Origin of the sequence: Lentzea fradiae (assembly GCF_900100955.1) — a bacterium.
Classification (GTDB): domain Bacteria; phylum Actinomycetota; class Actinomycetes; order Mycobacteriales; family Pseudonocardiaceae; genus Lentzea; species Lentzea fradiae.
This window is the reverse complement of sequence record NZ_FNCC01000020.1, coordinates 26,525-39,264: the sequence shown is the minus strand read 5'-3', so window position 1 is coordinate 39,264 and position 12,740 is coordinate 26,525. Positions and strand designations below refer to the sequence as shown.

The following is a 12,740-nucleotide window of genomic DNA, read 5'->3' as shown; positions in this document are numbered from 1 at the left end:
GCCTTCGTGTCGCTGGTGTCCCTGGGTGGCGGGCTCGGCGGCGTGGCGCGGTACGGCCTGTCGCTGCTCGTGCCGGGGGCGTGGGGCCTGTTCCTCGTCAACGTGCTGGGGTCGTTCCTGATCGGCGTGCTGATGGGCCTGGTGCCCCGGCCGTTGGTGCGCGCGTTCTTCGGCGTCGGCCTGCTGGGCGGGTTCACGACCTTCTCGTCCTACGCCGCGTCGTGGTCGTGGGCGCTGCTGGCGACGCCCGTCTGCGCTGTGCTGGCGGCGTTCCTCGGATTGCGGGTGACGCGATGACCGCGCTCGTGGTGTTCATCGGCGCCGCGCTCGGGGCGCCGTGCCGGTACCTGCTGGACCGGTTCGTCCAGTCCCGGCACTCGTCCGGCTTCCCGTTCGGCACGCTGGCGGTGAACGTCCTCGGGTGCCTCGCGATCGGGTTCGTGGTGGGCACGTCGTGGATGCCGTTGCTGGGACTGGGGTTCTGCGGCGGGCTCACGACGTACTCGACGTTCTCGTACGAGACCGTGAAGCTACTGGAGGCGGAGAAGTACCGTGCCGCCCTGCTGAACGTCCTGGTCAGCGTGGTACTGGGAGTTGGGACTGCGGCTCTGGGGATGGCCCTACCACGCTGAGTTCCCGGCGTACCCACTTCGTGAGGTACTCCTTCACCTCGGGGGCGAGATCGGCCTGGTCAATCCAGCGGATGGTGCCGCGCCGGGAATTGGTCGCACGTCGGCCTCGCATGAGCCGGTCGTAGAATGCCGTGAGTTGAGTCCGCTGTTTTTTGTCTGCGATCAACTCCAATATTGGCAATGACAACATCGCGCGAAAGTTGTCTATGCATTTCGTCCAGTGGTAAATATCGATGTTGTCACCATCGAAGTTGTCTGCGGAGGCCCAGGGGGTCGGCTGTTCCGTCATGGTCACGGCGAGCAGGTCGTCCGACGGAACCCTGTATTTACCGGAATGGTTGCCCAAGAGGGAGGATCCGACGCTGGAGAGAGTAAATTTATGGTAGCGGAAGTTCAGGTAGAGTGGAACGATTCCGCATCGACGAATTAGCTCCGATAGATTCTTGCCGTCTTCCCTGAAGCTTGCCACTCCCCAAATGGCATTCAACGCCTCCTTCGTAATCGTTGACTTATAGCGGATAGTGAGGTCATCTTGAATTTCGTTCCATCGATCTTGTGATCCTGATGCCACCTTGAATGCAATGGCAGGAAGGATTGCAATAGCGCCTGGGTTGGAAGAATTGAGAAGGATTTCGAAGTTTGACCTGATTTCCTCTTCAATTACGGATAGGTTGGCTGGTGAGCATCTGTGCATGCAGGTGTAGAGTGCGGCATCTGTGGGGTACTCTCGCTCGCTGTCTCCGATGTAAATTCGCTCGAAAGGGGAAACTCTAACTGCCTTTGTTAAAGCTTTCTCGGTGATCGCGCGAATGGTTCGGCTGCTCGGGTGGGAGTAGGCCAGTGATCTTGCGGCGAAGTCCAGTCCGCCTGAGGACAACGCTGCGGCGAGCAGTTCGTCTGCCCCGCCCTCGACATTCCTGTCGTAAAGCTGGAGGGTGATCTGCCCGACGACGTCCCACTGGTCGATGTTAGGAAGCAAGGTGGCCCAAAGCTCTTTCGCGGTGCGGTGGGTCCGTACGAGGTACTCTGCCGCGAAGTACTCGAGGAATGTGCGGTGTGTGAAGCCGAACCTCGGCTCGCTTTCGGTCGCACCTACATCCGTGAGAATCCATGCCCGACCGGTGCAGAAAGCGAGGAACTGCTCCGCGGCAGCCAGAGACTCGTCGTGATCGTCGAGTTTGTCCTCCAGGTACCGAGTGAGAGTCCCCACGATCCGGGAACGGGGTTGCGGCTGTCCAGACTTGGGTGCGGTGAACATGTTCCAGGCGAGGTGCTGCACTGCTCCGCGCAATCTGCCCTGGAACTTCAACGGCAGTGGGACGCCTCGTCGGGCATCCCACTGCTCGAACAACATCAAGGCGCATCGTTCGTAGACCTGCGCCAAGTTGCTGGGCAAGTAGCGGTCACTGGAGTACATAGCGCACAGCAACGCGAGCAGAAGTGGATTCGTGCGCAACTCTTTGATGTGGACGCTGTCCGCGATAAAGGAAGAGGCGAGTTGCTTGCGTTCGGCGGGGGAGGCGGCCTCGTCGAGGGCGAACCAACTGCGGACGTAGGTGTCCACCTGGGTGTCTATGAACTTCAGGATCTGTGTTGTCGCGAAAAGATCGCTTGCCAGCGGCACGTCGTCGTACCCGATCCGGCGAGCGGTGACGACGATCGGCACCAGCGGGTACAGATGCGCGAAGCCCTCCACCAGCGCCACGACGCGCCGGCGGAGTTCGGTCTGCACGATCTCGTCGAGACCGTCGAGGATGACCACCGACCGGCCGGAGCGCAGGAGGTACTCGACGGCGTCCGGTGGTGTTTTGACGTTGTACGGCGCCCGGCACAGCATCTCCAGGTAGTGCAGGAGGTCGTGGCCACCCTGACCGAGGGTGTCGACGAACTCCCTAAGCACGACCAAGAAAGGCACCTGCTGTGAGTCACCACTCGCGATGTCGTGGGCGAGCTTGGCGGCGAACGTCGACTTACCCGCGCCAGGGTCGCCGAGGATCACGCTGCGGTCGCCAGGCGCCCCGAGGCGGACGTCCTCCACGTCGAGGTTGGGGCGCACATAGAGTTGGTCGTAACGCACCGCGCGACTCACTCCGATGTGCGGCAGCCTGATCTTGTCGTGCAGTGCGACGATCTGCTTGCGCATCCGTGAGGCGAAGGTGTGGAACCGGGTCAGGGATTCGAGTCGCGCCAGCATCCGGCTGTTCGCCACGGCGGCTGCGGACAGATCCTGTCGGTTGATGCGGCTGCTGTGCCGGTCGAACGAGGAGACAGCTTCGCGGCACGAGATGACGAGCACCTGCCGGACGATCCGGGCCGTCTCACCGAGGAATCTCTCCGGCAGTCCCGCCAGCCGGAGACCATGCCGGACCTGTTCCTCCGCGGCGTCGGCGAGGGAGGAGTCGATGCGGAGTTGGGCCGCGATCACGCTGAAGTCAGGGGAGTTCAGGTAGTCCAGGAGCTTCCCGGCGTCGGTGCCGAGTGCGTCCAGCAACTGCTCGGTGTCGTCCGGCAGCGAGAAGTCGACGGGCTCGACCAACTCGTCGACTCGCTGCGCGAGGCTTCCGCTGACGTCCGCGACGACCCGCACGACAACCGACTCGATGCTCGGCAAAGAGGACCTCCTCGAAGATTCCCAGCTTCAGACGATGTCGTCGTGTGGCCGGGAATCGTTTCGGAGGAGGTCCTCGACGCGTCAGTTCTTCAAGCGGGACAGCACGTCCGGCAACGCGCCCGTGTGCACCACGCCGAGCCGTTGTGTGGCACGGGTCAGCGCCACGTAGAGGTCCGACGCGCCGCGCGGCGACTCGGCCAGGATGCCCGCCGGGTCGACCACGACCACCGAGTCGAACTCCAGGCCCTTGGCGTCGGTCACGCCGAGCACCACGACCTGGGCCTGTTCCAGGTCGTTGCCCTGCGACGCGTTCGGCACCCCGGCAACGACCGCGTCGCCCACCGACGGCAGCAGCGCCTCCGGCACGAGCACGGCGACCTTGCCGTCTCCGATGGCGGTGACCTCGTCCGCGATGAGCTGCGGCAGCTCGGACTCCAGCGACGCGACGTCCGCGACCCACGGCGGCACACCGGTTTCGCGCACCGACGTCGGCGGGACCAGGTCCGGGTCGACGGACGCGAGGACGTCCGCGGCGACCTCCATGATCTCGGCCGGGGTGCGGTAGTTGACGGTCAGCTCGGTGAGCCGCCAGCGGTTCTGCACGTACGGCGACAGCACCTCGCCCCACGACGTGGCGCCGCCGATGTCACCGGTCTGCGCGATGTCGCCGACGACCGTCATGGACTTGCTGGGGCAGCGGCGCATCAGGGTGCGCCACGCCATCGCCGACAGCTCCTGCGCCTCGTCCACGATGACGTGGCCGAACGTCCAGGTGCGGTCGGCGGCGGCACGTTCGGCCGCCGTCTCGTAGCGGTCCACGCCGTGGCGCTCTGCCAGGCGGTAGGCGTCCATCAGGTCGGTGGCCATCAGGATCTCGGGGTCGGCGTCGTCCTCCAGGTCGAGGATGTCGAGCACGCCCTGGGCGTACTCGATCGCCTGGCGGCGCTGGCGTTCGGCACGGGCCTTGGCCTCCGTGTCGTCCTCGCCGAGCAGCTCCGCGGCCTCGTCCAGCAGCGGCACGTCCGCCGGCGTCCAGTCGTCGGTGGTGCGCTGGAGCAGGTCGCGTTCCTCGCGGGGGAACTTCGACATGGCCCGGTTGCGGCGCTTCGGGTTCGCGTAGAGCTCCGACAGCAGCGAGAACGGCGTCAGCTTCGGCCACAGCGACGAGATCGCGGCCTGCACCTCCTCCGACTCGCGCAGCTCGCGACGGATGTCGTCCACGTCGGTCTTGTCGAGCAGGTGCCCGCCCAGCCGGGACACCACCATGCCCGCCAGCGTCGAGATGATCTCGCGGGCGAACGTGCGGCGGGCCTCGTTGTGCGGGCGGCGGGTGCGGCGCGCCCTGCCGCGGGCGTCGGAGATCGCGCGCCGGTCCAGGCGCAGCACGTCGTTGTCGAAGCGGATCTCGACGAACGCGGGCGCCTCCTGGCGGTCGCGCACGGCCGCGGCGATCACGTCGGCCATCTGCAGGCGGCCCTTGACCGCGGCGACCTCGGCGGGCTCCTTGCCGGTGGCGGTGAGTCCCGGGTACAGCTCGCCGACCGTCGACAGCAGGACACCGGTCTCGCCGAGCGAGGGGAGGACCTGGCTGATGTAGCGCAGGAACGTCGTGTTCGGGCCGACGACCAGCACGCCGCGCTTCGCGAGCTGGCGGCGATGGGTGTAGAGCAGGTACGCGGCGCGGTGCAGCGCCACGGCCGTCTTGCCGGTGCCCGGACCGCCCTGCACGACCACGACGCCGTTCAGCTCGGACCGGATGATCACGTCCTGCTCGGCCTGGATGGTCGCGACGATGTCGCTCATCTGGCCGGTGCGCGACTCGTTCAGCGCGGCCAGCAGCGTGGCCTCGCCGGTCAGGCCCTCGTTGCGGGACGGCTCCGCCGAGTTGATGTCGAGCACCTCGTCGTCGAGGCCGATCACCTTGCGCGAGCGCGTGCGCAGGTGCCTGCGCCGCCGCACGCCGTCGGGCGAGGCGGCGGTGGCGAGGTAGAACGGCCTGGCGGCGGGCGCCCGCCAGTCCATCAGCAGCGGCTCGTATTCCTTGTCCTCGTCGAAGAGACCGATTCGGCCGATGTAGAAGCGGTCACCGTTGTGGAAATCGAGCCTGCCGAACGCGAGACCGTTCTCGACGGCGCTGTACTGCGCCAATTGATCGGTGTACATCGCGACGGACGTGTCGCGTTCGGACCGCATCTGGTGCGTGCCGCCGGTTTGTCGCAACGATTGTGCGAGTCGTTTCGACGTCTGTTCGCGGAGGTCGTCGAGCCGGCCGTACAACATGGCCACGTATTCCTGCTCCGGCTCCATTTCGGCAAGCCGGAGGTCATCGGAGGGGCTTGACAACTTGCCTCATTTCTCGATACGATGCGACGTCGGGTTCTATCCGACTCGCCTGCAGTTGTTCAGTTGACGAACGATGCAGTTGAAAAGAACTGCCCGCGCCAGGTCGCGTGAGCGCAGACTGTCTAATCTACACGCAGATCGGCGTGGTGCAGCCAGGTCTTGCGCAGCAGTGTGGTCAACGTATCGCGCTCGGCCGGGGTCAGCGGCGCCAGCAGCTCGTCCTCGTGCCTGCGCGCCGCCGCCATCCGCTCCCGCAGCTCCCGCCTGCCGTCCTCGGTGATCGAGACGGTGAACCGCCGCCGGTCCCGCTCGTCCCTCCTGCGCCGCGCGAACCCGAGCTCCTCCAGGTCGTCCAGGACCGAGACCAGGTCGCTGGGGTCCATCCGCACGCTGTCGCTGATCCGCTTCTGCGCCACGGCGTCCCGTTCGGCGAGGTGCGCGAGCACCGTCAGGTGCGGCCCGGTGCGCCCGGCCCGGCGAGCCTCTCGCACCAGCTGGAGCATCAGGTAGCTGGGAAGGCTCAGGAGCTGATCGATGCTCATGTCTCCAGCATAGGAAAGTTCCGTCCCCCGATCGTGGGTAGCGCTGCGTGCACAACGCGCCCGGACGAGGGCCGTCGGAGTGAGCGTCAGGGTGACGTTTCACCACAAACCACCAGTTCACGGCAAGGTGGGGGTATGACTCGTGCGGAGATCGTGCGGCTCGCCCGGTGCGTGGTGCGCAGGCCGCGGTGGCAGCTCGTCGCCGCGGTCGTGCTGTCCGCGTGGACGCTCGCCTGGGTGCTCGGCCAGCTGGCCCACGAACCGCTGAGCCCGCTCGGCGTGCTCGGCTGGACGGGCATCCCGCTCGACGCCGCGTCGCTGTGGGCGCGGGAACGGGTGGACGTCCTGGTCTGGCTCGCCACGCTCGGCGGCCTGTGCTGGGCGGCGACCACCGAACAGGGCCAACTGCCCGCCCTCGCGGGGTGGCTCGCGGTTCTGGTCGCGGGGGAGGCCGCCGGGTACGACCACGCCGTCCGGCGCGCGATCCTCAGCATGGTCGTGTTCCTGGCGGTCCTCGCCGTCGTCTCCGTCACCGGGCGGCGCGCGTTCGTCGTCGACCGGGTCGCCGTCATCCCGAAGGACGTCCTGCGAGCCGGGATCACCGCCGCCGTGCTCACCGCGGTGGTGCCGCTGATCGCGCCCGGTCTCGCCGTGACGCGGCTCGTGCGCCCGTACGTGACGAAGCCGCCCCGGCCGCTGCGCCGGGTTGAGACCCCGCTGCTGCGGGAAACCGGGTGACGTGAACGACTACCTGCCTCCCCCTGCTCCGCCCCGCAGCGCGTTGACCTTGCGGTTGTGGCTCGCCGGGTTCGGCCTGGTGTTCAACGCGGTCGCCGGCTGGCTGGCGCTCAGAGCCGATCTCGTGTGGCTCGGCGTGCTGCTCCTGGTGCTCGCCGTCGTGTGCCTCGTCGACTTCGCCTGGGTCGCCCGCCGCAAACGCCGCGGCGATCCGGGCTGAGAACTTGTCAGGAACATGTGCTGTGCACGCGCCCATTTATGGATAAAGATGTCCGCGTGCATGAAAATCCGGCAACGCGCAGGCTGGCCAGGGTGATGCGGCGGCAGCCCGTGCAACAACGCGGCGCGGCAACCGTCTCCGCGATCCTGGACGCGTGCGCGGGCCTTCTGAACGAATACGACTACGACGACATCACCACGGCGCGCATCGTGGAAGTGGCCGGTGTGCCCATCGGTTCTTTCTATCAGTACTTTCCGGACAAGCGATCTGTGGTACACGCGCTGGCACTTCGCGGTATGGAGACGTGCCTTCGCGAGATCGAGGAGATGTTCGCCGCGGACCGGATCGCCGGCACGTGGCGTGAGGCGATGAGACAGGTCATCGGCGTGTATCTGCGGATGCTCACCGAGATCCCCGGCTTCGGCCGGGTGCGGTTCAGCGACCTGCTCGACAGCCACCGCCTCGACTCGAGCGTCGACCAGTACGAGCTGATGGCCGAACGCCTCGCGGAGCTGTTCGTCTCCCGGTTCGGCGCCCACGGCGACGCACCGGTGATGCTGACGTTCCGGATCGCCGTGCAGACCGCGGACGCGCTGTTCAAGCTCGCCGAACGCGTCGACGAGGACGACCGCGCGTACGTGGTCGGCACGGCGAACGAGCTGCTCACCGGCATGCTGGGGACCGTGCTGGAACCCCAGGACCCGGTCACCGGCCCGGTGGGGTCTCAGAGCCCGTAGGACTCCAGCAGGCGCAGCCAGACCTCGCTGATCGTCGGGTACGCGGGCACCGCGTGCCACAGCCGGTCGACGGGGACCTCGCCGACGATCGCGATGGTGGCCGCGTGCAGCAGCTCGGCGACGTCCTGACCGACGAACGTGACGCCGACCAGCGTGCGCGTGCGTTCGTCCACGACCATCCGCGTCTTGCCCTTGTAGCCGTCGGCGTGCAGCGACGACCCGGCGACCGCGATGTCGAGGTCGACGACTTTGACGTCCCGTCCCGCCTTGCGCGCCTCCTCCGCGGTGTGCCCGACGAACGCCACCTCCGGGTCGGTGAACACGACCTGCGGCACCGCGACGTGGTCCGCGTTCGACTGACCGGCCGACCACGGCTCCGGCTCCTCCCCGCGCACCTGCGCGAGGATCGCGGACCCGACCGCCCGCGCCTGGTACTTGCCCTGGTGCGTCAGCAGCGCGCGGCCGGTGACGTCGCCCGCCGCGTACAGCCATCGTCCGTCCACATCGGACACCAGGCCGGTGTCGTCGACGGTCAGCGGCTTGCTGTCCTTCGTCGCGGGCACCCGCCCGGTCGCGACGAGGATCTCCGAGCCGCGGACGACCCTGCCGTCCTCCAGCGTCAGCGCACCCGGCGCGACGGCCGACGCACGGGCGTTGAGCAGCACCTCGACGCCGTCCTCCCGGAGTCCCTCGGCCACCAGCGGCCCGACGAACTCCTCCATCCGGGGCAGCGGCCGGTCGCCGGACACGACGAGCGTCACCTTCGACCCGAGCCGGGCCCACGCCTGCGCCATCTCGACCCCGACGACACCGCCGCCGAGCACGATGAGCGAGTCCGGCACCTCCCGCGCCGACGTGGCCTCGCGGGACGTCCACACGCGGGCGTCCGCGATCCCGTCCAGCGGCGGCATCTTCGGCACGCTGCCCGTGCACACGACGACCGCCTGCCGCGCCCGGTGCACCTCGCCGCCGACCGTCACCTCGCGCTCGCCGGTGACCTCGCCCTCGCCGCGCAGCACGTGGATGTCCGCCGACTCGGCCCACTGCACCTGGCCCGAGTCGTCCCAGTTCGAGGTGAACCCGGTGCGCCGCGCGAGAACCTGCTGGGGGTCGAGCGATCCGCCGGTCACCCCCTGCACGCGCCGGGCGGCCGCGAGCGCGTGACCGGACCGCAGCAACGCCTTGGAGGGCATGCAGGCCCAGTACGAGCACTCGCCGCCGACGAGCTCCTTCTCGACCATGGCGGTGGACAGGCCACCCGCTGCCGTCCGCGCCGCCACGTTCTCACCGACGGGGCCACCACCGATGACGATCACGTCGAAGTCCATGGCGCCCACAGTAGGCCCGAGCCGCCGCCTCGCGCCCGTTCGAGCCACGCGGGGGCCTTTCGTACTATGTGACAGTACGAAGGGGCCCCGCGTGCGAGTGGCGGAAGGGGGTCAGGCGTCGAGCCACATCAGGCAGAACGGGTGTCCCACCGGGTCCGCGTAGACGCGGAACGCGCCGTCGGTCTCCTTTTGCAGCAGCCGGGCCCCTAGCTCGAGCACCTGCTTCTCGGCCGTTTCGACGTCCTCGACGAGCACGTCGAGGTGGAACTGCTGGGAGCCGTGCGGATCGGGGAACGCCGGCGGCTGGTAGTCGCCGGAACGCTGGAACGCGAGCCGCGTCCCGGACGCGACGATCACCACCCAGGTGTCGCTGCCCCCGGCCAGCCGCTGGGCGCCGAGGAGCTTCTCGTAGAACGAGGCGAGCTCGCCGGGATCGGGGCAGTCGAGCACGACAGAACGAAGTTGTCCGACCATGCCTTCCACCCTCTACCGGGTGACGGGGAGCCGCAACGCGGACTTGGCGATCGGGTCGAGGGACGCGTCGCCCGCCCCGCCCGACCACACGACGAACGCCAGCTGGACGTGGCCGCCCTTCGACGTGCTCGCGAAGGCCGCGTTCTCCAGCGGTTTGCCGTCCGGCCCGTGCACACCGCCGGAACCCGGCAGCGCCACGACGGACAGCAGTGCCTTCGCGCTGGGGGCGTCGAGCACGTTCAGGTCCGCCACGAGCACCGTCGCCTGCTTGTCGCCCACCTTCGTCTCGTAGGTGGCGCGCAGCAGCTCGGAGCACTCGTTCGCGATCAGCCACGCCTTCACGTCGCCGAACGCCTGCGCCTGGCACTCCTTGTCCGTCTTCGTCTCCTTGGGAACGAACGCCGTGCCGTCCACGACGACCGTCGTCGGTTGCGGCACCGTCGGTTCCGGCGTCGAGCCGGTGGCGTTGTCGTCGCCGCCGGGCAGCAGCACCAGCAGCCAGACGAGCAGGACCAGCGCGACGACCCCGGCCACCGCGAAGACCGCCCACGGCGTCTTCTGCGGCGTGCCGTCCGGCAAGCGTTTGCGGGACAACGGGGACCGCGTGCCGCCGATCTTGGGGATCAGCATCGTGCTGGCGGAGGCGAGGTCGGGGGCCACGGCGTCGCTGAAGCCCTCGGTGAGCAACGAGCGCGGATCCGGCGGGGTACCGGTGGTCTGCAGGACCGCGAGGAGCTTCGCCGCGTGGTCGGCCGTGCACGGCACCGTCGCCGTCGCGAGCTCGCGCGCGGCGGAGAGCAGCGTGGAGAGCTTGGGGTGCAGCACGCGCACGCCGCGGTTGAGGTCGACCGTCGGCTGCACGACCTGGCCGACGAACGGGCCGACCGCGACGACCGTGCTGACGGGGAGCGGTTCCGCGCGCATCGTCTGGAGGCGCTGGGCGACCGCGGTCGCCGCCGCCACGGCCTCGGCCGCCGGGTTGGGCGAGCCGTCCTGGGAGACGAGGGGCCAGCCGTCCATCTTCCACTGGCCGCCGAGCGGTGCCTCGAGCTTCACGGCGGGGTCCGGCAGGTCGACGCCGACGATCACCAGCACGCCCTTGGGCAGCACCACGATCGCGTCGAGGGGCATCGGGCAGCCGGGTGGCTGGACGCCGAGCAACGCGATCCCACCGAGGGCTTGGGTGCCCGTGCCGCAGGCCGTGAGGGCGGCACGCACGTCCGCCCCGATGGCCGAGGGCTCGGCACCCAGACGGATCAGCCGCACGACTCCCCACCTTTCCGCACGGGGGGACACCGTAGCGGTCCGGGACCGGGCAACCGCAGCCAGTCGACACATTGGGTGAGTTCCGTCACCGGATTGTGGATCACTCGTTAGATGGATTGCCTGCCTATGTTCACGGAGGGTCCATATCCCTGCGTGTTCCCTAGCTGGCTGTGCTGCCGGTGGCCGTCGCCTCCCCTGTCGCGACGGCCGCTCCCGCCTCCACGGTCTACGTCCACGGCACCGGCATCACCGCCGCTCAACAGGCGGTCGAGGCCGCCGGCCTGCGGAAGATCACGAGCTTCCGCAAGATCGGAGTCGTCGCCGCGCGGGGCGATGCCAGCCGGATCTCGTCCGCGCGGACCAAAGCGGGCGTCACGCGCGTCGAGGTCCGGCAACCCGTCCGGTTCCTCGGTTCCACCTCGCACACCGCCACCCGCGGCCTCGACGCCCGCAACGATCTCGGGCTCACCGGCGAGGGCGTGTCGGTCGCGGTGATCGACTCCGGCGCCGACCCCACCCGCCCATCAAGGTCGTCAACAACTCCTGCGGCCCGTCCGGCGGCGGCGCCTTCAACCCCGAGTCCGTGACGGTCAAGCTGCAGCGGCAGCTCGTCGTCGTGGTGTGGGCGAACGGCAACGACGGCGGCGACGGGTCGGCGAACCTGTCGAACCCGCCCGGCATCGACCCGTGATCTCCGTGGCGTCCTACGACGACCAGGGCACGGGCACGCGAGACGGCGCCGTGTCCGGTTTCTCGTCGCGGGGTGCTGCGGCGGACTCCTCGACGTGGCCGGACATCTCCGCGCCCGGCGAGAACATCACGTCGTCCTGCCGTCTGCACCTGCCGATCCGCGCCACCGGACTGGACCCGCGGCACGGTCCCGGACTGCTCGACCTCGGCACGTTCAACACGATCAGCGGCACCTCGATGGCGGCCCCGCACGTCGCGGGGATCGTCGCACAGCTGTTCCAGTCCAAGCCCTCCGCGACGCCGGCCGAGATCGAGCACGCGCTGAAGTCGACGGCCCACAAGCACGGCACGGGCTACCAGCCCGCCGGGCCCCACACCTCCTCGTACGACAAGGGAACGGGCCTGGTCGACGTGGTCGCCGCGGTAAACGCCCCGTAGATCACGATCACGCATCACTCGGCGGGGGAGATCGGGACTTAAGACCCGTATCTGCCCCGGTCGGGTGATGATCGAGCTGGTTCTTATGGCGGACATGCCTCAAGTCGAGGCAGAATGCAGCAAGCGGGATCGCACGGTGATCACCTCGCTCGGCAAAGGCGTAGGGGAAGACGTCCCTCGTCGAGTAGCGGAGGTCAGCAGTGAGCACCCGTGGCAGCACCAGTGGCGTGGTCTACGTCCACTCGTCGCCGTCTGCGGTCTGTCCGCACGTCGAGTGGGCTATCTCGGGCACCCTCGGCGTCCGGGTGGACCTCAGGTGGGCAGCGCAACCCGCGGCACCAGGCCAGTTGCGCGCTGAATGCGCATGGACCGGAGAGGCCGGTACCGGCGCGAAACTCGTGGCTGCGCTGCGTGCGTGGCCAATGCTCCGCTTCGAGGTGACCGAGGAACCGTCACCTGGTCAGGACGGCGAGCGCTTCTGCTTCGCCCCCGTGCTGGGGCTGTGGCACGCGCGCACGTCGGCCAACGGCGACATCGTGGTCAACGAGGACCAGCTCAGAGCACTCGCGGTACGCGCACGCGGCGGTGAGGCGTTCGCGCACGGCGTGGACGAGCTGCTGGGCGCCGCGTGGGACGACGCGCTGGAACCGTTCCGCCGTGCGGGCGACGGCGCACCGGTCACCTGGCTGCACCGTGTCGGCTGACCGGCCCTTCGAGTCCG

Annotated in this window: 14 protein-coding genes; 8 read left to right on the top strand and 6 right to left on the bottom strand. The window is 68.5% G+C overall.

Annotation, left to right across the window (positions count from 1 at the left end; all coding sequences use genetic code 11):
- Positions 1–6 precede the first annotated feature (6 nt).
- Entirely contained in the window at positions 7–297 is a 291-nt protein-coding gene (locus tag BLT23_RS35820) for a fluoride efflux transporter FluC (RefSeq protein WP_218133987.1), read from the top strand.
- On the top strand, positions 294–632 hold the full coding sequence (gene crcB, locus BLT23_RS35815) for a fluoride efflux transporter CrcB (RefSeq protein ID WP_090058751.1): 339 nt from the start codon (positions 294–296) through the stop codon (positions 630–632). Before BLT23_RS35820 ends, crcB begins: the two co-directional genes overlap by 4 nt.
- On the opposite strand, the gene BLT23_RS35810 is transcribed toward crcB, so the two are convergent.
- The 3 genes from BLT23_RS35810 to BLT23_RS35800 all read right to left on the bottom strand — a co-directional run bounded on the left by BLT23_RS35810 (position 577) and on the right by BLT23_RS35800 (position 6,128).
- Positions 577–3,243: an NACHT domain-containing protein gene (locus BLT23_RS35810; RefSeq protein ID WP_090058746.1), complete on the bottom strand. Its 2,667-nt coding sequence runs from the start codon at positions 3,241–3,243 to the stop codon at positions 577–579. The genes crcB and BLT23_RS35810 overlap by 56 nt on opposite strands.
- 81 nt (positions 3,244–3,324) lie before the next feature.
- Positions 3,325–5,550 (bottom strand): HelD family protein, encoded by a 2,226-nt coding sequence (locus BLT23_RS35805; protein WP_218133986.1) that lies wholly within the window; start codon positions 5,548–5,550, stop codon positions 3,325–3,327.
- Between the two features lie 158 nt (positions 5,551–5,708).
- Positions 5,709–6,128, bottom strand: coding sequence for a MarR family winged helix-turn-helix transcriptional regulator (locus BLT23_RS35800; protein ID WP_090058736.1), 420 nt, complete (start codon positions 6,126–6,128; stop codon positions 5,709–5,711).
- A 135-nt stretch (positions 6,129–6,263) separates the two neighbouring features.
- Between BLT23_RS35800 and BLT23_RS35795 the strand changes: the two genes are divergently transcribed.
- The 3 genes from BLT23_RS35795 to BLT23_RS35785 are packed head-to-tail and all read left to right on the top strand — an operon-like array spanning position 6,264 to position 7,823.
- The gene (locus BLT23_RS35795; protein ID WP_090058732.1) at positions 6,264–6,866 is read left to right on the top strand and encodes a hypothetical protein; all 603 of its coding nucleotides are present in this window, start codon (positions 6,264–6,266) and stop codon (positions 6,864–6,866) included.
- 1 nt (position 6,867) lies between these two features.
- Complete coding sequence (locus BLT23_RS35790; protein WP_218133985.1) at positions 6,868–7,086, top strand: DUF6343 family protein; 219 nt, start codon at positions 6,868–6,870, stop codon at positions 7,084–7,086.
- Positions 7,087–7,103: 17 nt separating this feature from the next.
- Positions 7,104–7,823 (top strand): TetR/AcrR family transcriptional regulator, encoded by a 720-nt coding sequence (locus tag BLT23_RS35785; protein WP_245744534.1) that lies wholly within the window; start codon positions 7,104–7,106, stop codon positions 7,821–7,823.
- Here the strand turns inward: BLT23_RS35785 and BLT23_RS35780 are convergent.
- From BLT23_RS35780 to BLT23_RS35770, 3 genes are all read right to left on the bottom strand, one after another.
- The gene (locus BLT23_RS35780) at positions 7,811–9,151 is read right to left on the bottom strand and encodes a dihydrolipoyl dehydrogenase family protein (RefSeq protein ID WP_090058720.1); all 1,341 of its coding nucleotides are present in this window, start codon (positions 9,149–9,151) and stop codon (positions 7,811–7,813) included. The genes BLT23_RS35785 and BLT23_RS35780 overlap by 13 nt on opposite strands.
- A gap of 111 nt (positions 9,152–9,262) precedes the next feature.
- Positions 9,263–9,625 (bottom strand): VOC family protein, encoded by a 363-nt coding sequence (locus tag BLT23_RS35775; RefSeq protein ID WP_176947080.1) that lies wholly within the window; start codon positions 9,623–9,625, stop codon positions 9,263–9,265.
- A gap of 12 nt (positions 9,626–9,637) precedes the next feature.
- Complete coding sequence (locus tag BLT23_RS35770; RefSeq protein WP_090058710.1) at positions 9,638–10,891, bottom strand: hypothetical protein; 1,254 nt, start codon at positions 10,889–10,891, stop codon at positions 9,638–9,640.
- Positions 10,892–11,061: 170 nt separating this feature from the next.
- Between BLT23_RS35770 and BLT23_RS41935 the strand changes: the two genes are divergently transcribed.
- The 3 genes from BLT23_RS41935 to BLT23_RS35760 all read left to right on the top strand — a co-directional run bounded on the left by BLT23_RS41935 (position 11,062) and on the right by BLT23_RS35760 (position 12,723).
- Positions 11,062–11,478, top strand: a complete 417-nt coding sequence (locus tag BLT23_RS41935; RefSeq protein ID WP_245744533.1) for a hypothetical protein — start codon at positions 11,062–11,064, stop codon at positions 11,476–11,478.
- Positions 11,479–11,578: 100 nt separating this feature from the next.
- Entirely contained in the window at positions 11,579–12,019 is a 441-nt protein-coding gene (locus BLT23_RS41930; protein ID WP_245744532.1) for a S8 family serine peptidase, read from the top strand.
- A 200-nt stretch (positions 12,020–12,219) separates the two neighbouring features.
- Positions 12,220–12,723, top strand: a complete 504-nt coding sequence (locus BLT23_RS35760; RefSeq protein ID WP_090058707.1) for a DUF3145 domain-containing protein — start codon at positions 12,220–12,222, stop codon at positions 12,721–12,723.
- Positions 12,724–12,740 lie beyond the last annotated feature (17 nt).

What these genes read in the sequence shown, in the direction of transcription:
- crcB (WP_090058751.1), top strand. Translation starts at nt 294, where the DNA reads ATGACCGCGCTCGTGGTGTTCATCGGCGCCGCGCTCGGGGCGCCGTGC.
- BLT23_RS35805 (WP_218133986.1), bottom strand. Translation starts at nt 5,550, where the DNA reads ATGGAGCCGGAGCAGGAATACGTGGCCATGTTGTACGGCCGGCTCGAC.
- BLT23_RS35800 (WP_090058736.1), bottom strand. Translation starts at nt 6,128, where the DNA reads ATGAGCATCGATCAGCTCCTGAGCCTTCCCAGCTACCTGATGCTCCAG.
- BLT23_RS35795 (WP_090058732.1), top strand. Translation starts at nt 6,264, where the DNA reads ATGACTCGTGCGGAGATCGTGCGGCTCGCCCGGTGCGTGGTGCGCAGG.
- BLT23_RS35780 (WP_090058720.1), bottom strand. Translation starts at nt 9,151, where the DNA reads ATGGACTTCGACGTGATCGTCATCGGTGGTGGCCCCGTCGGTGAGAAC.
- BLT23_RS35775 (WP_176947080.1), bottom strand. Translation starts at nt 9,625, where the DNA reads ATGGTCGGACAACTTCGTTCTGTCGTGCTCGACTGCCCCGATCCCGGC.